At 67.7% G+C, this 16,884-nt stretch carries 20 protein-coding genes; 11 read left to right on the top strand and 9 right to left on the bottom strand.

Annotation, left to right across the window (positions count from 1 at the left end):
* The first annotated feature begins 264 nt into the window (after positions 1 to 264).
* Together EDC02_RS39825 and EDC02_RS39820 are read left to right on the top strand one after the other, a co-directional pair.
* A complete protein-coding gene (locus tag EDC02_RS39825; protein WP_148083691.1) occupies positions 265 to 954 on the top strand; it encodes a hypothetical protein in 690 nt (229 codons plus the stop codon).
* Positions 951 to 1,619 (top strand): hypothetical protein, encoded by a 669-nt coding sequence (locus tag EDC02_RS39820; RefSeq protein ID WP_148083690.1) that lies wholly within the window; start codon positions 951 to 953, stop codon positions 1,617 to 1,619. Before EDC02_RS39825 ends, EDC02_RS39820 begins: the two co-directional genes overlap by 4 nt.
* A gap of 112 nt (positions 1,620 to 1,731) precedes the next feature.
* Here EDC02_RS39820 and EDC02_RS39815 read toward each other — a convergent pair whose 3' ends face one another.
* The 3 genes from EDC02_RS39815 to EDC02_RS29645 all read right to left on the bottom strand — a co-directional run bounded on the left by EDC02_RS39815 (position 1,732) and on the right by EDC02_RS29645 (position 5,062).
* Positions 1,732 to 2,610, bottom strand: a complete 879-nt coding sequence (locus tag EDC02_RS39815; RefSeq protein WP_148083689.1) for a hypothetical protein — start codon at positions 2,608 to 2,610, stop codon at positions 1,732 to 1,734.
* Between the two features lie 260 nt (positions 2,611 to 2,870).
* Complete coding sequence (locus EDC02_RS29650; protein ID WP_123605606.1) at positions 2,871 to 3,746, bottom strand: aminoglycoside phosphotransferase family protein; 876 nt, start codon at positions 3,744 to 3,746, stop codon at positions 2,871 to 2,873.
* Complete coding sequence (locus EDC02_RS29645) at positions 3,743 to 5,062, bottom strand: helix-turn-helix domain-containing protein (protein WP_123605605.1); 1,320 nt, start codon at positions 5,060 to 5,062, stop codon at positions 3,743 to 3,745. The genes EDC02_RS29650 and EDC02_RS29645 overlap by 4 nt, the downstream gene beginning before the upstream one ends.
* A gap of 937 nt (positions 5,063 to 5,999) precedes the next feature.
* On the opposite strand from EDC02_RS29645, the gene EDC02_RS41975 reads away from it, so the two are divergent.
* The 3 genes from EDC02_RS41975 to EDC02_RS40495 all read left to right on the top strand — a co-directional run bounded on the left by EDC02_RS41975 (position 6,000) and on the right by EDC02_RS40495 (position 6,980).
* Complete coding sequence (locus EDC02_RS41975; protein ID WP_370461581.1) at positions 6,000 to 6,413, top strand: DivIVA domain-containing protein; 414 nt, start codon at positions 6,000 to 6,002, stop codon at positions 6,411 to 6,413.
* Between the two features lie 64 nt (positions 6,414 to 6,477).
* On the top strand, positions 6,478 to 6,735 hold the full coding sequence (locus EDC02_RS29635) for a hypothetical protein (RefSeq protein WP_199757966.1): 258 nt from the start codon (positions 6,478 to 6,480) through the stop codon (positions 6,733 to 6,735).
* 104 nt (positions 6,736 to 6,839) lie between these two features.
* Complete coding sequence (locus EDC02_RS40495; RefSeq protein WP_158632360.1) at positions 6,840 to 6,980, top strand: hypothetical protein; 141 nt, start codon at positions 6,840 to 6,842, stop codon at positions 6,978 to 6,980.
* 50 nt (positions 6,981 to 7,030) lie between these two features.
* Here EDC02_RS40495 and murJ read toward each other — a convergent pair whose 3' ends face one another.
* Entirely contained in the window at positions 7,031 to 8,782 is a 1,752-nt protein-coding gene (gene murJ, locus EDC02_RS29625) for a murein biosynthesis integral membrane protein MurJ (RefSeq protein WP_123605601.1), read from the bottom strand.
* A gap of 612 nt (positions 8,783 to 9,394) precedes the next feature.
* Between murJ and EDC02_RS29620 the strand changes: the two genes are divergently transcribed.
* From EDC02_RS29620 to EDC02_RS29605, 4 genes are all read left to right on the top strand, one after another.
* The gene (locus EDC02_RS29620; RefSeq protein WP_148083687.1) at positions 9,395 to 10,123 is read left to right on the top strand and encodes a GPP34 family phosphoprotein; all 729 of its coding nucleotides are present in this window, start codon (positions 9,395 to 9,397) and stop codon (positions 10,121 to 10,123) included.
* A 72-nt stretch (positions 10,124 to 10,195) separates the two neighbouring features.
* Positions 10,196 to 10,597 carry a helix-turn-helix transcriptional regulator gene (locus EDC02_RS29615; protein WP_123605599.1) on the top strand — a complete coding sequence of 134 codons (402 nt, stop codon included), beginning with the start codon at positions 10,196 to 10,198 and terminating at the stop codon, positions 10,595 to 10,597.
* A complete protein-coding gene (locus tag EDC02_RS29610) occupies positions 10,594 to 11,238 on the top strand; it encodes an SRPBCC domain-containing protein (RefSeq protein WP_199757965.1) in 645 nt (214 codons plus the stop codon). The genes EDC02_RS29615 and EDC02_RS29610 overlap by 4 nt, the downstream gene beginning before the upstream one ends.
* 64 nt (positions 11,239 to 11,302) lie before the next feature.
* Entirely contained in the window at positions 11,303 to 11,482 is a 180-nt protein-coding gene (locus EDC02_RS29605) for an SRPBCC family protein (protein ID WP_233606507.1), read from the top strand.
* A gap of 655 nt (positions 11,483 to 12,137) precedes the next feature.
* On the opposite strand, the gene EDC02_RS29595 is transcribed toward EDC02_RS29605, so the two are convergent.
* The 4 genes from EDC02_RS29595 to EDC02_RS29580 form a co-directional block, all read right to left on the bottom strand.
* On the bottom strand, positions 12,138 to 12,482 hold the full coding sequence (locus EDC02_RS29595) for a type II toxin-antitoxin system HicB family antitoxin (protein WP_123607213.1): 345 nt from the start codon (positions 12,480 to 12,482) through the stop codon (positions 12,138 to 12,140).
* Complete coding sequence (locus EDC02_RS29590) at positions 12,482 to 12,706, bottom strand: toxin HicA (RefSeq protein ID WP_233606506.1); 225 nt, start codon at positions 12,704 to 12,706, stop codon at positions 12,482 to 12,484. The genes EDC02_RS29595 and EDC02_RS29590 overlap by 1 nt, the downstream gene beginning before the upstream one ends.
* Before the next feature lie 149 nt (positions 12,707 to 12,855).
* Positions 12,856 to 13,371 (bottom strand): ATP-binding protein, encoded by a 516-nt coding sequence (locus tag EDC02_RS29585; RefSeq protein ID WP_123605596.1) that lies wholly within the window; start codon positions 13,369 to 13,371, stop codon positions 12,856 to 12,858.
* 477 nt (positions 13,372 to 13,848) lie between these two features.
* On the bottom strand, positions 13,849 to 14,427 hold the full coding sequence (locus EDC02_RS29580) for a VanZ family protein (RefSeq protein ID WP_123605595.1): 579 nt from the start codon (positions 14,425 to 14,427) through the stop codon (positions 13,849 to 13,851).
* A 143-nt stretch (positions 14,428 to 14,570) separates the two neighbouring features.
* On the opposite strand from EDC02_RS29580, the gene EDC02_RS29575 reads away from it, so the two are divergent.
* Positions 14,571 to 15,008 (top strand): DUF6228 family protein, encoded by a 438-nt coding sequence (locus EDC02_RS29575; RefSeq protein ID WP_123605594.1) that lies wholly within the window; start codon positions 14,571 to 14,573, stop codon positions 15,006 to 15,008.
* 17 nt (positions 15,009 to 15,025) lie between these two features.
* Here the strand turns inward: EDC02_RS29575 and EDC02_RS41970 are convergent, their stop codons facing one another.
* On the bottom strand, positions 15,026 to 15,829 hold the full coding sequence (locus tag EDC02_RS41970; RefSeq protein WP_233606505.1) for a hypothetical protein: 804 nt from the start codon (positions 15,827 to 15,829) through the stop codon (positions 15,026 to 15,028).
* A 207-nt stretch (positions 15,830 to 16,036) separates the two neighbouring features.
* Between EDC02_RS41970 and EDC02_RS29565 the strand changes: the two genes are divergently transcribed.
* Positions 16,037 to 16,660, top strand: coding sequence for an HD domain-containing protein (locus EDC02_RS29565; protein ID WP_123605593.1), 624 nt, complete (start codon positions 16,037 to 16,039; stop codon positions 16,658 to 16,660).
* The last annotated feature ends 224 nt before the right edge of the window (positions 16,661 to 16,884 follow it).

Here is a 16,884-nt window from a genome sequence, read left to right as displayed (position 1 = left end):
AGTTCGGCGTTGCTGTTGTACAGGTCGGTACCCAGGGGTCGACTAGCAATGGCCTAGTGGCCACCCGTACTGGGCAGTCACTGGGTCAAGCTGCGCCTGTGGATGGCGGCATTGAAGTGGGGTGCTGGAATCTAAGGTCTCCGCGATTCGTGGGCACACTTGACTGCACGAGATACACTGCCCAGGGCAGATTATGATGAAGAGCCATGCTTTTCGGGTCGCGATCGATCTGCGAAGTAGGCGATGGTTGAGAAGGGCTAAAAGATGGACTGGAACGCTGTCTCAGCTATCTCTTCACTGGTTGCAACCGTTTCGGTTATAATTGCGCTTGCCATTGCATTGAGGCAATTAAGAGAATCTTCGATTGGCCGGAAGGGTCAGTCGGCGCTTGCCTTAATTGGCGACCTGCAGTCGTCGCAGGTGAGGCTGATTCGCGATGAGCTCTTGGTGCATTCGAATCGGCTTAACAAGTTGGCTGAATCCTGTACCGACCTCGGGGAGGTCGACTCATATCTTCGGGCGAACCTCCGCGGCTTGGATAAATCTGAGGTGACGCTGGTGGAAGTGCGGAGGGCGATGGCATCGCTGGAGTTTATTGCGGTGCTGTGTCTGCACAACAGCATGCCAATCCAGTTTGAGAGAGCATATCTTGGGCCGACACTGTTGAGATATTGGCAGTCGTTCCGGCCCGTTGTCATGATTGTGCGACGATCGCGAGGTGATGCGATCTACTTGCAGCATTTAGAAGCGGTAGTCGGTCTAATCGCTTCGGGAATGCTGTTCTCTCCTGGTCATCGCCGACACAAGAGGAATGCCGTCGCCCGGATTGTGGGCCAATCGCGGGCTGGCGCGATTAGGCGGGCTGGTCTCGCCCTTGGTGGTTATGGGGCCGTGAAGTCTGATCCGCCAATACTTGAGGCTCCATTCCGCGAGAAGGAGGTGGGGTCACTTTGAGCTCCTCAGTCTTTTTTGTTGGCCCATCGGGAAGCGGAAAGACTATGCTGCGGCGGCACATTGCTGAAGAACTCCGCAGTCTCGAAGTCTCTTTCGTTGAAGTTAGCGACTACCCTTTCATCTATGCCGAGTTCCTGCGTGAACGGCTCGGGTTGTCAGGTGGCGATAATTTCAAGGTCGGACCGCACGGATCATTCCAGGTCGATAGTGATGAGCCGCTACGTAGAGCGTTTGCGGAAATGATCGAATGCGTTCGCCTGCAGATGGCCAGTGGCAAGGTGCTGCTCGTTGAATTTGCCCACAAAGATAATCTGGGCACTCTTCGCCAACTTGATCAGACACTCTTGGGCGCCTCTCGGATTGTCTATGTGCATTCTCCAATCGGTATGCGAATTGCGCGTCTGGCGCGACGGGCAAGCGCGCCCGTGGTCGTTCCTTCGCTCGCTGGCCTTGCGATCCACCTGTCAGATGACCATCACATGCCACGCGTTGTGTCCGAGAGCCTATATGCTGGAGACGACTTGGCACTGTTGCGGGAAGATCCAGTCATCTCGACGATGCTGATAGACATAGAGAATACCGTAGATCGAAGCGACCCAAACTTCAACGGGCGGTGCCTGCGGCCACTCGATGAGATCGTGCTCTGGCTGCTCGGTCGGAATTGAAGCGTGTGGGTATCAGTTCTTCGCCTGCCCGGTAGTCGTGTGTAAGCAATGTCATACCCGAGTCGACGAACGAGTTGGGCGAAGGAGGTTCAGCGAAATCTTCACGATTCTATCATTCTGTCGACTGACCATCGACCTGCGAAACAATTTTGTCAGATCGGGTTGTTGGGTTGCCGCTATTGATATGTGAGGTTGGCGCTAGAAGCGTCGTTGCTTGTTCTTCGCTGACGATGACGTCGCGCCACTGTCCATCGCCTAACCAGTACACGGCTCGGGTCGGTGGCGGTAGCTGGACGACAAGCCAAAGGCAGTCGATGCCATCAGGGAGCTCAGGCGGGGTATTCGGGACGGCGTCACCTTCGAGAGCGGTGTGGGGTCCGAGCCAGTCGTGGGTAATCATGATGACCGCGTGACGCTCAGCGGTGCCAGACAACTGAAGCTTCGCGACGACGTCGGTTACCTCCAACAAAAGCGCCTCGGCTTTGCGCAAAGCGCCGTCACCGTCGCCTGCGAACGCGGCGACCGCCGCCGGGTTTATGTAGAAGCCGGGCGGGTGCTTCTCGGTGGGAGCCGTAGATGTGCACGAGGCAACACCAAGAGCGCGAAGGTCGGGGAGCCTGGGATCGGCGGTGCTGGTGCGTGGCAGCCGGTCGACTCCTGCACGTTCCAGGTCGGCCAGGAAAGAAGGCGCTACCTTGGCTAGCCTTCCAACCTTTGCGCTAGGAGTCACCGAGATGATCCATAGACGCCGGAGGTTGGCGCATCGCTGGTAGCCCAGATCTGCGACTGCCGCTGACAGCCGCCGAGCCTTGGGGTCTCGGGTCGACACCACCTCGGCTGCTGCGACTCGCCCGTCCGGGTACTTGAGGGTCAGATCATGCATAGAGGGTTCCGAGCCGTCATCGTGTACTTCAACCTGTATGTCTAGTGCGGACTCGATTACCATCCGTGCAAGCAGCTCGTCCCAGTGCTTTGTGGTCCGCTGGTTCATATCGTCACCTCCGGTCGGGGAACCGCAGCGGTGGGGACAGGACCCTACTCCCTCCATCTGGCGCACGTCGAGCCAATGCGACCCCCTCCAGAGGCAGCGGGCTGCGTGTCCGTGGCCAGCAAGCCAGACTCACGCCGGGCTTAGTCATCTGCTGCATGATCACCTCGCGCGGACGCCCTTGGCCGAGATGGTGTGAGACACCCTGGGAGTGAAGCGGTGACCCGAGGACTGGCTGCCTCGTCACACCGAAGGGCAGCCTGTCATGGGACGGGTTGCCAGCCCCAGGGGCGGTGGCCGTGCTCGCCTCGGATGCAGGCGAGGCGGTAGTGGGCCTGGTCGCGTAGGGCTGGGTTGTCTCGCGTGAGTTGGGCGGCGAAGGTCACCTTGCGCAGTTCTCTGGCTTCGAGAAGGACTGAGAAACCGGGCCAGCCGGTGACGTCGTAGCCGTAGTGCTGGCAGAACTCGGTCCAGCCGGGCGCGTACTCGGCGCTGAAGGTCAGGTGGTCGACGGCGACGGAGACCAGGTCCCACTCGGGTAGACCGAAGGCGAATCGTTCGAGGTCGAGCACGACGGGTCCGGCGTCGGTGTCCACGATGTTGCCGGCCCAGGCGTCGCCGTGCACGGCACCGTGCGGGAGGCCGGGAGGAAGCTCGCGGTAACGGTCCTGCAAGCCGTGCAGGTGATCGATCAGCCAGGCGCGGTTGTCGGCCGAGAACACGGTCGCCTCGGCGATGCGCTGTTCCAGGCGTACGAACGGTGCCAGCGGTGGCAGGTCGAGAGTGGCCGGGGGCTGCAGGCGGTGCAGCTGTTGCAGCACCTGGGCTAGCTGGCCGATGTTGCCTTCCCGGTGCGGCGGCAGCTCATGCCAGAAGGTGACGGCTCGCCCGTCGACCGCGACTGGTTGCGGCAGATCCTCGATCGCGCGGACCGCCGGTATCCCGGATTCGTTGAGCCAGCGGGACACCCGTACTTCCTTGCCTGCGGTGGCGAGCTGCCCGTCGCGGCTGACGCGGGCAACAACGCCACCAGGCAGGCGGTAGATGACGTTCTCCGCAGACCGGATCAGCTCAGCGCCGGTCGCGTTGACCCCGGCCTGCTGGCAAGCGAGCAGCAGCGCTTCCTGCGGGTCCGTCATGCTACGGCTCCGACCGTCTCCCGGATCCGGGCGCGCAGCTCCTGCACTTCGGTGAGCTTGCCGTGTGGTCCGGCCATCCGGTGCAGCGCCCGTAAGTCGTCGGCGGCGCGCAGCGAGCGGACCGGCCCGGCGTCGTCGAGGGCCAGGTTGCCGATCGTCACGGCCTCCAGCGGATCACCCTGCACCATCGTGAGGGACGCCAGCTTGATCCGCGAGATCGCCCTGGACCGTAGGTACGCCGGGAGATGGTGCGCTACTGAGTAGGCGAACCGGTCGGACGACTCCGTAACGAGTCTGGTGTGCAGGGCGACGTCGAACAGCGCGTGGGCGGTGTCTCCGTGGTGCTGGGCGTCGTCGTAGAAGCACATCCACGGCGGGTCCTCCGCTGGTGCGGCGTGCGCGAAGGCTTCATCGGCGGCACCGACGGCGGCCAGCGCCTCCTGTGCTCTGCCAGGTCCGAGTTTGGCGAGTGCCCGTGCCCGTACGGTGTGCAGCATCGCGCGCTCGGATGCGGTGAGCCAGTCGGCGCGGACCAGGGCCATTTCGATGTGGGTGAGCCCGTCGTCAGGCTGGCCGCACCACACCGCCTGCCGGGCCAGGCTGGACAGCAGCATCGCGCGCTGGTGCCAGTCGCCGCCGATGCTGGCGCAGCGCAGGGCGAACGTGAACCGTTGCCGGGCCGCCTCGTGGTGGTACGCGTCGAAGAGCATGAACGCCACGACCCCCGCCAACTGGGCCAACGCCTTGTGTAGCGCGGGGCGCAGGTGGGCCGGGCAGCTCGCCTCCAGCAGCCGGGACATCCGGTGCAGCTTGTCGTCGGCGATCTCCCGGACCAGCGCGCCGCCGTGCGCGTTGTCCCACTGCTCGAGGATCTCCGCTGCCTCAAGAACCTGGGCGATGTGTTCCTGGCTGACCTGACGCGGCAACTCGTCGACGACCGGTGGGCCGAGCAACGACATCAACGGGATGGCGTCGGATGTCAACGAGGCAGCGGCGGGACTCAGCCCTGTTGCCGGGGACTCGTATCGATTGGATCGTGCGGCGAGCATGCCTTTCGTTCGCATGTTGATATCCCGACGGCGGAATCCGAGTTCGTCGTCGGTGTCGGCGTTGAGGGCGATGCGGAGGGCGGTGCGGTAGTCCTCGGCGGGGTAGCGGATCTTGCCATTTTCGAGTTTGCCCAGGTAGTTGGCGGTGAAGGCGCTGTGGGCTGCTTGTCCGGGGTCGGGGTAGAGGATCTTGTTGACGGCGTCGGCGAGTTGCCGGCGGGTCAGGCCCAGGCGTTCGCGTGCTGCGGTGAGCGGATGGTTCTGCATGACACCCCCGAAGTGTGGCGCACGATCGATGCGTGGTGACGCGAACTGCCTGTGGCGGTAATCGAATTTGGACAGTATCCCACCTGGTGAATGCCGCCTTCAACCATCTGCGTCGAGCAATTCCTGACCCTGCCAGGGAATACGTCAACGACGGAATGTCAAGAGGGGAGGCCGGGGATGGTTTCCGCGATAGGAAGCATCCCTTCCAGTGGTGCGGGATCGCCACCCCGTCCCGGGCAGGACGCCTACCGCAGCCGGTCAGTCATCGGCCACGGTGTGTGCGGGGTTCGACACAGACGCCGTACCGCTGATGTGCCCGGACCCCGACGCGGCCTGCCGCCGCCGGAAGCCCCCCGTGACCGGCGACGGCAGGCCCCGCGAAAGCCCAGGCCCACCGGCCAACACAGAGGACGTACCCGGAAAGGGGTTGTGATGCTGGATGCGGTGCGTGCCGCCCCGGTTGCCCGACGACCAGGTCCCGGTCGTGCCGGAGGATGCGCTGCCGGATGTCGGCCATGATGCGCCGGTAGTGCGGCTCGAACTGACGTGCGGGCATGCCGAAATCCTCCCCAGCTCGGTCTTGCGGGAGACCCGCCGGGGTGGCGTCGATTCCGTGGAGCGGCGCTCAGCTGCTCCTTCGACGATCGGCGCCACCTCGGCGATCCCCATCGACGCCCCGGCCGGGCCGGTGCACGCGGCACCGTCGGCCACTGCACGCAACCCAGGAGTGCTCCCGACTGTCGGCGTCCGGCGAAACGTGTGCTGCCGGACGCCCGTACCAGCGACCCTGTGGGCGTACTGCCGTTTGTGGCTGCGGTCGCAGGGCGGGCGGCCCGACCTCCGTGCCCCCGTTCGGGGTCGGGCCGCCCATCTCACCTTCCCCACCGAACCGCGATGTAGCGGCGATCCCGTGACCTTCGAAAGGGCGGTCCCACCCGTGCGCAGACTCCTCAACCTTGTCCTGTTCCCTCGGCGTACCCGGCGGCAGTCCCGGCTGCTCGCCAGCCTCGCCAACCAGACCCGGCCGGCCACCCGGCCACCCGCCGCTGCTGCCGGCGGCGGGTCGCGTCCGCCGGCCCGGCACGGCGGCAACGCCGCCACCCACCTCTACTACGGCGCCAGCGTGGTGCGGCCGTCGATCAACCCCGGGCTGGTCCGCGACCGCCGGTTCCCGGTCCGCACCCGGCGCGGTTTCGACCCGACCGAGGTACGCGCCTTCCTGCACCTGGTCGCCGACGAGTTGACGGCGGTGCGGGCCGAGTTGGCGGTCACCCGGGACGAGAACGTGCGGATCAAGCAGGCGTTGCGGGACTGGCAGTCGCGGCAGTTCCAGGCCGGGATGCCGGCCTGATCCGGTCGACCCGGGCCCGCCGGCCGGTAAACACAGTGGACGATGCAGGGAGAGGAGTACGTTGATGCTGGATGTGGTGCTCGCCGCCATCATCGGGTTGCTGGTCGGCGTGGTGGTCGGGTTCAGTTTGTGTCGGCATCGGCACCGGTGGTGTCCCGGCTGTGGCCGTACCCTGACCTGCCCGGCGTGTCCGACCGGCGGGCTGCTGCCCGCGCAGGTCGAGGCGGCCGGGCGTCGGTGGGCGCCGCAGCCGGCGCGGACCGTGACCCTGCGGCGGACCTGGGTGTGGCCCGGCCGGGCCCGGCGGCGGGTGCGGCGGTGACCGCCCCGGTGGTGGGCGGTCTGGCCCATGTGGCGGTGCGTCCGTCGTGGTTGTGCCGGGCCTGCGGGTGGCCGTGGCCGTGTGGGCCGGCCCGCACGGAGCTGATGGCTAGCTTCGACCGGATCGGCCGCTGCGTGTACGTGGCCGTGCTCGCCGCCGAAGCCGCCCGTGACCTGCCCGGCCTGACTCCGGTGCAGTCGTACGCGCGGTTCATCGGGTGGGCGCGGCAGCGGGAGCCGGCATGACGGTCTACCGCACCGGGGCGGCTGCCGCGCAGCCGTGCTCCGACCCGTGCTTACGCTTGCTTCGTACGGGTAAGCCGCCGACGGACCATCCCGAGCACCTCGGTGATCTCGGTGATCTTCAGTGCGATGGCCAGCCCGATGTACGACGCGCCGATCACCACGCCACCGATCACCAGCTGCACTGCGGCGGCCGACCAGCTCAGCTTCGCCGGGTCGCCGGGCAGCAGCTTGACCACCAGCAGCCCGACCAGGGCCGCGCCCAACGCGGCGACCGCCACCCGGCCCACGGTGCGCATGATCTCGCCCAGCCCGAGCGGGCCCACCCGTGGGCGCAGCAGTACTGCCGAGACCACCGCCGCCGCCAGGTACGAGATCGCGTTGCCCAGCATCATGCCGGCCGCCGCGAAGGTGGCCGAGAAGGCCAGGTAGAGGCCGACCTGGATGAGCACCCGCAGGATCACCACCGGAATGTTGATCAGAGCTGGGGTGCGGGCGTCCGGCAGCGCGTAGAAGGCGAAGGTGAAGAGCTGGCTGATCGCGAACGGCACCAGGCCGACCGCCGCCACCAGCAGCACAGTCGAGGTAGCCACCGCGTTCTCGCCGGTGAACGCGCCGTACCGGAAGACCACGACCGAGATCGGGCCGGCCAGCACGGCGTAGCAGACCGCGACCGGGGCGAGCACTGCGGCGACCATCCGGGTGCCCCGCGAAAGATCGGCGGTGACGTCCCGGAACCGGCCGTCGGCGGCCGCCGCGCTGATCCGCGGCATCAGCGCGGTGATGATCGAGACGGCGATGATGCCGTGCGCCATCATCAGCAGCAGGAACACGTTGTTGTAGATCAGCAGGCCGGCGCTGTCCTCGCCCGCCGCCCGGGTGAGCAGGTTGACCACCACGAAGAGGCCGAGCTGGTTGACCGCCACGTAGCAGAACATCCAGGCACCGAGCTGGGCCAGCTCACGCAGACCCAGCGCACGGAAATCGAAGCGCAGCTTCCACCGGAAACCGACCTTGCGTAGCGCCGGCAGCAGACCTGCTGCCTGGACCGCTACGCCGAGCAGGGTGCCGCCGCCGACCAGCAGGATCCGGCCGGTGTCCATCTGGTCCGGCCGCAGCGCCCGAGCCCCGTAGATCAGGATGTAGAGGCCGAACGTGCCGATGACCACCAGATTGTTGAGGATCGGCGCCCACATCGGAGCGGCGAAGTGGCCCCGCGTGTTCAGCACGGCGGCGATCAGCGCGCTCAGGCCGGTGAAGAACAACATCGGCAGCATCAGGTACGACAGCTTGGTGACCAGCTCGGTGTAGTCCGCGTCCTTGCCGCTGGCGTAGAGCGCGGTAAGCACCTGCGCCGAGGCCATCGCGATCAGCACGGCGGCGGCCAGGGCGATCACCGCCAGGGTCAACAGCCGCTGGGCGTACGCCTCACCCCGGTCCGGGTCGGTCTTGCGCCGCCGGACCAGCACCGGAATCAGCACACTGGTGAGCACACCGCCGAGTAGGAACTCGTAGACCTGGTTCGGCAGGAACTGCGCGGTGGTGAAGACGTTGCCGACCAGGTTGCCTAGCGCCGCGCCGATCATCAGGTTGCGGACGAAACCCGTACCCCGGCTGACCAGGCTGCCGATCGCCATTACCGCGCTGTTCGCTGCGGCGCTGGTCTGGGCAACCACCTCCGGCGGCGGCGCGGTGGCCTCGACGGCCGACTGGTTCAGCGGCTCGACCGAGACGAAGGCCGCCCCGTCGTCCGGCAACTGTCCGCCGCCGTGCGCGTTGGCGCTGCGGTAGAGCCCGCCGGCCATTCTCCTACCTCCAAAGTGGGCCGACAGTGTTCTCGGCCAGGACATCCGTCAGGGAAAGTCGGATAGGCGCGGGTGGCCCACGTTCACTCAAGCACTCTGTGCCGCCTCCGCAGCAGGTTCGCCGAAGATACTGCACGACGGTCGCCCGTCAGCGGCACCGGCTCAGTGGTAGCGGTTGACCACCAGTCGAGCAATTTATGACCCTGACCGGGAATTCATCAACGACGGACTGTCAAGAGGGCAGGCAGGGGATGGTTCCCTTCGACGGGAAGCATCCCTTCCAGCAGGGCGGGATCGCCGCCCCGTCCCGGGCGGGACGTCTATCGCAGGCGGTCGGGTGTGGACCACGGTGTGTGCGGGGTTCGGCACGCAGCCGTACCGCTGATGTGCCTGGACCCGACGCGGCCTGCCGCCGCCGGAAGCTTCCCGTGACCGGCGGCGCCAGGCCCTGCGGAAGCTCAGGCCCACCGGTCGACGCGGTGGACGTACAGAGGAAGGGGTTGCGATGTTGGGTGTGGTGCTCGCCGCCGAGGCCGCCGGTAATCTGCCCGGTCTGACTCCGGTGCAGTCGTATGTGCGGTTCATCGGGTGGGCGCGGCGACGGGGGCCGGCATGACGGTCTACCGCACCCGGACCACCACCGCCACGGCTTCCGCTGCTGCCGGTGGGGTGCCGGTGCCGGTGCCGGCGGTGGCGGTGCGGGGTCGGTCGCCGCTGCTGGCGGATGAGTTCTTCCTGCTGGCGGCCGACGATGTGACGGGTCGGCCGCGTCTGCCGGCCGGGCCGGTCGGGTACGGTCTGGCCGCCGCCCTGCTGGCCGACCTGGTCGACGCGGGCGCTTTGCGGGTGCACAGTGGCCGGTTGTGGCTGGCCGCGCGGCACGTACCGGTGGACGCGCTCGGCGGCTGGATCCTGCGCTGGCTGGCGGCGGAGCCGCGACATCGGCGGGTAGGAACCTGGTTGGCGTTGCTGGCGCCGCGGGCCCACGGCCAGGTCGCGCGGCGGCTGACCGCGGCGGGCGTGGTCCGGCCCCGGACGGTACGCCGCCGGCTGCTGACCACCGCCGTGGTCCAGGTGCCGACGGACACGAACCGGGCCGCCTGGGCCTGGGCCCGTCTGACCGTACGCCTCCAGCGCGGTGATCCGTTGCCTGCGTTCGAGGCGCGGCTGGGCGGGTTGTGTCTGGTGACCGGGCTGGACGACTTCGTGCTCACCGGCCTGCCGCCGGCGGCCCGCCGCCACCTGCACCGGGAGACCACCGCCCGCCTGCCGGCCGAGATCGCCGAACTGTTCACCATTGCCCGCCACCGCCTCGACGGCGCCGCCCACCGCCACCACTGACGCGCCCCTCCTCGCCGGATTGCCGGGATACCATGCTTGTCTTATATAAGCCAGGGCGGATAGGTTCTGGTCATGCACGCGTTCGACGTCCTCGGCACCCCGGTCCGGCGGCGCATCCTGGAGCTGCTCGCCGACGGTGAGCAGTCGTCCGGCGTGATCACGGACGTGATCCGGGCCGAGTTCGGGCTCTCCCAGCCGGCTGTCTCACAGCACCTCCGCGTGCTGCGGGACAGCGGGTTCGCGTCGGTGCGGGCTGAGGGCGCTCGTCGGATCTACGCCGTTGAGCCCGCGCCGTTGAGCGAGATCGACGCCTGGCTGGACCGGTTTCGCCGGTTCTGGGATCAACGCCTCGACGCGCTGGGAACCGAGCTGGCCCGAGGCAGGCGTGCAGCTCGGACTCCGGCTGGTGGGCAGTCCACCCGACCGGCCCGGTCCGGGCAAGACCGATTCACCGACGAGGGGGATGTGACATGAAGGATGTGTTGGCTGAACTGGCCGCTGCCCGCCGGGCGATGGGAAAGGGCAAGGTGCCCGCCGGCGAGGCGTACACCGTCGAGTTGCGGCGTCGATACGAGGCACAGATCGACGACGTCTGGGATGCGATCACCAACCCTGAGCGGTTGCGTCGCTGGCTCACGCAGGCCACCGGGGATCTGCGGCTCGGGGGGAAGTTCGAGCTGGACAGTGGTGAGCACGGCGAGATCCTCCGGTGCGAGCCGCCCCGACTGCTCAAGGTGTCCTGGCTCTACGGGGCGGACGCCGACGCCTGGCCCGGCACGAGCGACGTGGAAGTGCGTCTGGCGTCGACCCCGACCGGCGACACCGAATTCGAGCTGATCCACGCAGCGGTCGTCGACGAGCCGCTCTTCCCGACCTACGGCCCCGGCGCGGGTGGCGTTGGCTGGGATCTGGCCCTTCTTGCCCTCGCCCGGCTGTTGACCGGTGGCGAGACCACGGATCACAACACGATCCAGAAGTCGCCCGAAGGGCGCGAGTTCATCCGGCGCAGCGCTGTGGCCTGGGGCGAGGCCCACCTGGCCGCCGGTGGCGAACCGGAGCACGTCAAGGCCGCGGTCGAAGCCACCACCAGGTTCTACGCACCAGACCCGACCTGACATCGCCGCGCGCTGCGGCCGGCTGCTACCGCAGGTTGTCTGACGCCTGGAAGGGATGTACGCCGTGAAGTACACCAACTCGATCGAGATCGCACTGCCACGGGAGGAGGTCGCCCAGCTGCTCGCCGATCCGACACACATACCGAAGTGGCTGCGGGGCCTGGCGCCCCGAAAGGGATCGTCGTGCACCTCGACCGCGAAACCGTCGGCGCGGGGATGTGGAGCGTCGTACGCGATCGGCTGACCGAAGTCAATCCGGAGACGACCCTCTGGGCGGGCACGGCGGTATCTCCGAACGCGTCGAAGAGTTGCTGCGCAGCGAAATCGGGTGGTCCGGCGTCCGGATCGGAGCCGTTCCTTGCCGCAGGCGAGGCAGTGCATATCGGAGTTGACACCGGCTGCGTAGCGATCGAGGACCGCCCGGACGACCGTGTCCAGCGGTGCTGTCGGGTGATGTGCGGGTCCGGGCAGTAGGCGATGTCTGACCAGCCCCACGAGTTCCAGGGCGGTGACGTCCGTAGGCTCCGCTGGCCAGCGAGCTTCTCCCGACGTCGCTGGCGGGCGTACTCGTCTGCGCGTGGCAGGACCACGTCGCGTACCCGCTGTAGTTCGTCGATGGCACGGACGAGCGCGCCGGGGTCGTCGTCCGGCCTGCGTGGGATGCGGGCGGAGGCGACCAGGTGGTGCCAGGTGGCGCGGAATCCGTACGGCGCGCAGTGCTGCGTGCACTCCCGCAACGCCGACAGCCTGCGTTGCGGCGCAAGCGTGCCGTCACGTACGCGGCGCGCCTGCGCCGGGAAGCTGGTCACGGACCCGATCATCGCCCTCGCCGCGACGCGGCGCGACAGGGTTCTCTGGCCGGACCGCCTCGCGCGGCTTGGTCGCCGGTAGCTCTACGTTCAGGCAGCGTTGAGCTTTCGCAAGACGTACTGGTTGAGGCTCATGCCGTCCTCAGCGGCGCGGATAGCGAGTTCGCGGTGCAGGCTCTCTCCGACGCGGAGGTTGAACTTGCCGGAGTAGTTGCGGTCAGCGAACGGCTGCGGCACCTGCTCGCCCTGCTCCTCCATGTCGGCGAGCACTTCACCCAGTAGATCCTGGAGGCCCTGGAGAGCCTCGACCTGAGAGGATGCTAGCCACGAGAGGGATGGGAATTCGGCGCAGGTGGCGAGAAACTCGCCGTCCTCGGCCGACCACGTGACGCGGTAGGTGAAGTGAGACACCTCGGGTCGGTCAGCGGACTGCATCACAGCACCTCCTTCTTCTCGATCGCCTTGAGTACCTGCCGCACCTGATACGCCTTGGCCTTGCCCTTGTCGTTCTGGATATTGACTCGCGGATCGCCTGGCCAGGGCATCTTGAACACGGCATGGGAGCTGCTGTCGTGTCGCGGCTTCCCGAAGTAGTGCTCGCACCCGGTACCGCTGGTGGTACTACAGCGGCAGCCCTTGTCGGGATACGCCACGCGCACCGGACCCTTCCCGAGCGCTACCTCGGGACGGTCCCCGTCGACGTTCCGACAGCCTGGCGCTCCCGGCGCTCCCGGCGTTCCGCGTACCCCGATCATTTCGAAGGGACGGGCGCAGGTACGCACGAGCATCGGGCTGGTGGGGTTGCCGTTCACCGCAGGTCGAGCGAGGGCCAGCGGTCGGTTGCCCACTCCGCCCAGCCGGCCCAACCTGGGGGCGGTCCGGGGATCGCTAGGTCGCCGGGTAGCTCGTCGGCATCGGGAGCCTGGAACTGTTTCCGCCAGCCCTCCAGGTCGGCGTCGGACATCGGGAACGTGGTGTGCGGTGCGGTCGCCTGCCGGTGTGCGATCCTGGCGCGCTGGCTGCCCCGGTCGATCGGCAGGTAGACCACTTCGCACACCGCTGCGGCCGATAGCGCCAGCCAGCGCAGCGCCCACCGTTCGTCCCGGCTCCACAGCCCGAAGTCGAGCACGACGTTGGTGCCGAGCCGCAGCGCCTGCAGGGCCAGCGCGATGAGCCGTCCTTCCAGCAGGTCGCGCTTGCCGTCGGGTTGCGACCCGTCGAACAGGGGGATCATCCACTCGTCCGGGGTCAGCCGCAGCGCGCGGTGCGCCGCAGCGAGCTTCTCGGCCCGGGTGGTCTTTCCCGCGCCGGGGAGCCCAACCATCAGGAAAAGCTTGGCGGGTACGGGGTCAGCGCCATCAAGCGGCGACGATGACGGCGACCGGTGGTGATCGCTCACCTGGTTGAAAAGATCTTGCTGTACGGAATGGAATCGCTGCGACACAGACTTGCTCCCCGGATCACGCAGGATGGTCCGGCAGCTCAGCGAGACACACGAGCGGGCTGCCGGCGGGACACCGATCCGGCGGTAGGCCTGGCACTGACCCAGAGGGGGCAGGCAAATGAGGCCACGGTTACGGCAACCGCGATACCGCCGTCAGGCGGTGCGGCGGATCTGCATGCAGGCGAAGCAACCCATCCCGCCACGATAGCCGACCAGCGACGGCGCGACGCTGACCCGCGACGAGAACCACGATCAGAGGCTGGCGTGGCCCTGCTTCCAGTACCCGGCCGTCGGCACCCACCACGAGATCGAAGTGATCCCGAGCCCGACGATCATCGGTGGGGAGCTGGCCCCCCGTCAGGGCGTCGAGCCAGCTGCCGAGGGGCCGCCCCGACCACGCCACCAGCGGCGGGAGGCCAGCGCGGCCAGCCCGGCGCCCACGGTGTTGAGCAGTACGTCGTCGACGGAGGACACCCGGTCCAGCCGCAGGACGTACTGCGCGGTCTCGACCAGGACCGAGCAGCCGGCCGCGAGGGCCAGGATCCGCGGCACCGACGCGAGCGCCGCGAACCGCAGCGGGGCAAAGAAACCCAGCGCGGCGAAGACCAGCAGGTTGCCGATGATCTGGACGGTCACGGTCGTCGGCCCACTGGTGACGACCGTGAGTAGATCCCGCAGCGGCACCAGGCTCACCCGGCCTGGGACGGTGCCGGCCTGGTCGCCCGGCAACAGGATCATCCAGACCCACGGCACCGTCCCGTACCCGATGCCGACCTCGGCCACCGACAACCGCCAGGCCCGCGCGGAGGTGCAGCCAGCGGCGGTCCGGCGGCGCGCCAGCGCCCACACGGCCAGCGCGGGCACCGGCAGTACGACCACCGTGCAGAGCACCACGCCGGTGATCGTGCCGACCCAGCCGTGCCACCCCTCGACCATGCCGCCTCCGCTTGCGTCCGAATGCGGAACCTATCGCCCCGGGTCAGGCCGATCGGGCTGGCCTCGACCGGGACGCGTCTCCCCATCGCGAGGAAGAGGAGTCCTCGCCGGGAAACGGGTCGAGGTCGGCTCGCGCCGCTGGCATGCTCTGCTTCGTGCTCAGGCAGTTGGATGACGGCGTCGAGATCACCGGCGAACCGGGCCGTGGTTCGGTCCGTCTTCGTGGTCCGTACCGGCCGTGGGATGACGTAGTTCTCGACCTCCGGTGTGAGGTGGCCGATTCAGGCCTCAACGCGTCGACCTGGGTCCGGACCCTCGACGGTGACGGGGTCGTGGCCTGGGTGGCTGCCCTCGCCGAGTCGTTCCACGGGTGGGACGGCACGCAGACCTGGGAGTCACTCGAACGCGACCTCCGGATCGACGCGACGCATGACGGGCGCGGTCACGTCAGTCTCCGCTTCGTCATCCGTGGTCCCCGGGCCTACGAGCCGGGAGCGTGGGAGGCTTCCGTCGTGGTGACCCTCGACGCCGGCGAGGACATGCGCCGTCTCGTCGCTGAGTTCACCGAGTTGGTCTCGTAACCCTCCACCGGCGGCCGTCACCGAGCTGCGTCGCGGATGAACGGATGCACGGTCCAGCAGGGGGCGACGGCTGCTGGCACCGGGCCGGCGGCGAGGACCCACTCGTCGCCGAGCGTGCCAATGACGAGGTCACCGACGTCGAACCGTAGGACCAGGCCGGTGCAGGTCAGCTCGCCGTCCGATCCGGTGATCACGGCGCCGTCGGTGAGCATGGCCCCGACGAACCCGGACAGGACGTCCGGCGGGAACGCCGGGCCGACCCTGGTCTCTCCGTCGTCACCCATCTCGTAGGAGAGGTACGGGTCCTCCCTGTCCAGCAGGAATTCGTCGCCGCGACCGTGGAGACCGATCGGTTCGGCGCGTTCGAAGTGCAGCCACGCGTGCAGCAGGCTTGCGGCGTCGGGTTCACGTCGGCCCTCGTACCAGTAGCGGGCCTCAGTCACGGCATCGAGCTGCCGGCCGGCAATGTCGTTCAGCCATGACGTGACCATCAGCGGGTCGCTGAAACCGACGTACGACGCGGAATGCTCGACGCCCAGCGCCTGCCACACGGCGTGGGTGGTGGCCTCATAGACGTCGCCCGTGCCGGTGTCGATCTCGGTGGTCACCACGCTGGTCACGGTCACCTTCACCTTCACCGCAGGGGAGTTGTGGCGCAGTGCCCACCGCGCGCCCAGGTCGGCTTCTCTCCGATGCTCGGCGTTGGCACCTGCGGTCGTGGTCACCTCGACTTCGGGCGTGCTCGACGGCGATACCTCGACGGTGACCTCGGCGAACCGTGAGGAACGGCTCGTCTGCCGCCGGAGCCGGAAGGTCGTCACGACCCCCATGATCCAGCCTCGGAGCCATCTGCTGCGGCCCCGATCATGGTGCCGGTCCGGCGGCAGGGATGCTGTCGTGATGCCGGCCAAGCAGCGTGGGCGGCCGCGCAGTGGGAGGACGGCAGGTAACGCGGATGAGCGAGGCTGGCCGACGGAGAGGACGCTGATCGCGCACTACGATTGCAGGCCGAGCAGGACGGAGCATGCATGTCTTTGACACCGCGCCATGCCTTGGATGATCCGCCGCTGAGGCCGCTACCGGACCAGGTCGGCGACCTTCTCCTGCGGCTCGACGCGCCGCCACGGCTGGCCGCGCATCTGCGCGCCGTGCACGACGTCGCCGTCCAGCTCACGGACTGGCTGACAGTCCACTACCCGGCCCTGGTGATCGACCGCGACGCCGTACTCTTCGGCGCCGCCACCCACGACATCGGCAAGACCGTCCACGTGGCGGAGTTGTCCGGGCCGGGTTCGCAGCACGAGCCGGCCGGTCAACAGCTCCTGCTCGACGCCGGCATCGACCCGTACCTGGCACGCTTCGCCGCGACGCACGCCAATTGGCGGTCGCCCGGCATCGAGTGCGAAGACCTGCTCGTCAGCCTCGCCGACAAGATCTGGAAGGCCAAGCGAGTCGTCGATCTCGAACAACTCGTCGTCGACCGCCTCGCTGCCGCCTCCGGGCAGGAACCCTGGCAGGCATTCGTCAACCTCGATGATCGCCTCGACAGCATCGCTGCGGACGCCGACCAGCGGCTCGCCTTCCAGAACAGCTACCCCACCACGGCACCCCACAACCTGTCTGCCGGGCCCGCTGGCGTAACCCGACGCTGATATGGGCAATGCTCCCCGGCCAAGGCAGGTGGCCGGGACTGCGACATCGAGGTGAGGCTCAGATACCTCACCTCGCGATTTTGACGTGCGTAGGCCTCACCTCGACGGAGGACGATCAGCAGGTGCGCTTTGGCCGGCGGGACGGCGGCGACCCCGGCGACCAATTTGACGGAGATCGGGTCGGACGGCCGCTGGTTCGGCAGATGGAGGTTTCGGAGGATGGA

This window comes from Micromonospora sp. Llam0 (genome assembly GCF_003751085.1).
Taxonomy (GTDB): Bacteria; Actinomycetota; Actinomycetes; order Mycobacteriales; family Micromonosporaceae; genus Micromonospora_E.
Note: the sequence above shows the minus strand (reverse complement) of the source record. Positions and strands in the feature narration are given on the sequence as shown.

What these genes read in the sequence shown, in the direction of transcription:
- EDC02_RS29585 (WP_123605596.1), bottom strand. Translation starts at nt 13,371, where the DNA reads ATGGTTGGGCTCCCCGGCGCGGGAAAGACCACCCGGGCCGAGAAGCTC.
- EDC02_RS29575 (WP_123605594.1), top strand. Translation starts at nt 14,571, where the DNA reads ATGCTCTGCTTCGTGCTCAGGCAGTTGGATGACGGCGTCGAGATCACC.
- murJ (WP_123605601.1), bottom strand. Translation starts at nt 8,782, where the DNA reads ATGGCCGGCGGGCTCTACCGCAGCGCCAACGCGCACGGCGGCGGACAG.
- EDC02_RS29620 (WP_148083687.1), top strand. Translation starts at nt 9,395, where the DNA reads ATGACGGTCTACCGCACCCGGACCACCACCGCCACGGCTTCCGCTGCT.
- EDC02_RS29635 (WP_199757966.1), top strand. Translation starts at nt 6,478, where the DNA reads ATGCTGGATGTGGTGCTCGCCGCCATCATCGGGTTGCTGGTCGGCGTG.
- EDC02_RS39815 (WP_148083689.1), bottom strand. Translation starts at nt 2,610, where the DNA reads ATGAACCAGCGGACCACAAAGCACTGGGACGAGCTGCTTGCACGGATG.
- EDC02_RS29650 (WP_123605606.1), bottom strand. Translation starts at nt 3,746, where the DNA reads ATGACGGACCCGCAGGAAGCGCTGCTGCTCGCTTGCCAGCAGGCCGGG.
- EDC02_RS29615 (WP_123605599.1), top strand. Translation starts at nt 10,196, where the DNA reads ATGCACGCGTTCGACGTCCTCGGCACCCCGGTCCGGCGGCGCATCCTG.
- EDC02_RS29645 (WP_123605605.1), bottom strand. Translation starts at nt 5,062, where the DNA reads ATGCAGAACCATCCGCTCACCGCAGCACGCGAACGCCTGGGCCTGACC.
- EDC02_RS29595 (WP_123607213.1), bottom strand. Translation starts at nt 12,482, where the DNA reads ATGCAGTCCGCTGACCGACCCGAGGTGTCTCACTTCACCTACCGCGTC.
- EDC02_RS40495 (WP_158632360.1), top strand. Translation starts at nt 6,840, where the DNA reads ATGGCTAGCTTCGACCGGATCGGCCGCTGCGTGTACGTGGCCGTGCTC.
- EDC02_RS29565 (WP_123605593.1), top strand. Translation starts at nt 16,037, where the DNA reads ATGTCTTTGACACCGCGCCATGCCTTGGATGATCCGCCGCTGAGGCCG.
- EDC02_RS39825 (WP_148083691.1), top strand. Translation starts at nt 265, where the DNA reads ATGGACTGGAACGCTGTCTCAGCTATCTCTTCACTGGTTGCAACCGTT.
- EDC02_RS29580 (WP_123605595.1), bottom strand. Translation starts at nt 14,427, where the DNA reads ATGGTCGAGGGGTGGCACGGCTGGGTCGGCACGATCACCGGCGTGGTG.
- EDC02_RS29610 (WP_199757965.1), top strand. Translation starts at nt 10,594, where the DNA reads ATGAAGGATGTGTTGGCTGAACTGGCCGCTGCCCGCCGGGCGATGGGA.